Consider the following 560-nt stretch of genomic DNA (forward strand, 5'->3'; position numbering starts at 1 on the left):
ATGAGATAGTTCGTTGTCGAGTCGGCCCAATCGTGCAGTTCGCTCGTTTATAGTTTGAATAAACTCTTGTAAAACGATTTGTTGTGCAGGGTGTGGCAATACCAGTTCGGTGAGCCAACGTAAGTGTTTGAGAGACCAGTTTGCTGTGCCTGCATAGTTAATATTATTACGAAGTAACAGCGCTTTTAGTTGATATTTTGCATCTTTTAAATCCTTCATGGCGACTTCTCGAGCACGAGATAAATCACGAATAGCTTCATCTTCAGGCTCGGGGACATAGATAGGGGTTAAGTCTTCAGATTTAAGAAGCTTTGCGAGTTTTAGTGCATCACGTTTGTCAGTTTTAATGCGTTCACCAGGCTTTTTAGGTATCAAAGAGGGGGCAACCACGTAACAGCAATGTCCAAGAGAAGTAATTAAACGGTAAATCCAGTAACCACAAGGGCCAGCCTCATAAACGAAATGCAGAGTTGCATTAGGGTATTTAGATTCAAATTGCCTGATAAGCTTTTTAATAGCGACTTTAGAAGAAGGAATTCGGCCGTGATGGATAGGTTGAG

Annotated in this window: 1 protein-coding gene; it reads right to left on the reverse strand. The window is 41.6% G+C overall.

Features of this window, described 5'->3' with window-relative positions; genetic code table 11:
• Positions 1-560, reverse strand: a 560-nt coding sequence (locus tag BGP78_RS20135) for a transposase (RefSeq protein ID WP_147386105.1), incomplete at both ends; no start/stop codon positions are given.

It is taken from the genome of Pseudoalteromonas sp. MSK9-3 (assembly GCF_003590335.1).
Classification (GTDB): Bacteria; Pseudomonadota; Gammaproteobacteria; order Enterobacterales; family Alteromonadaceae; genus Pseudoalteromonas.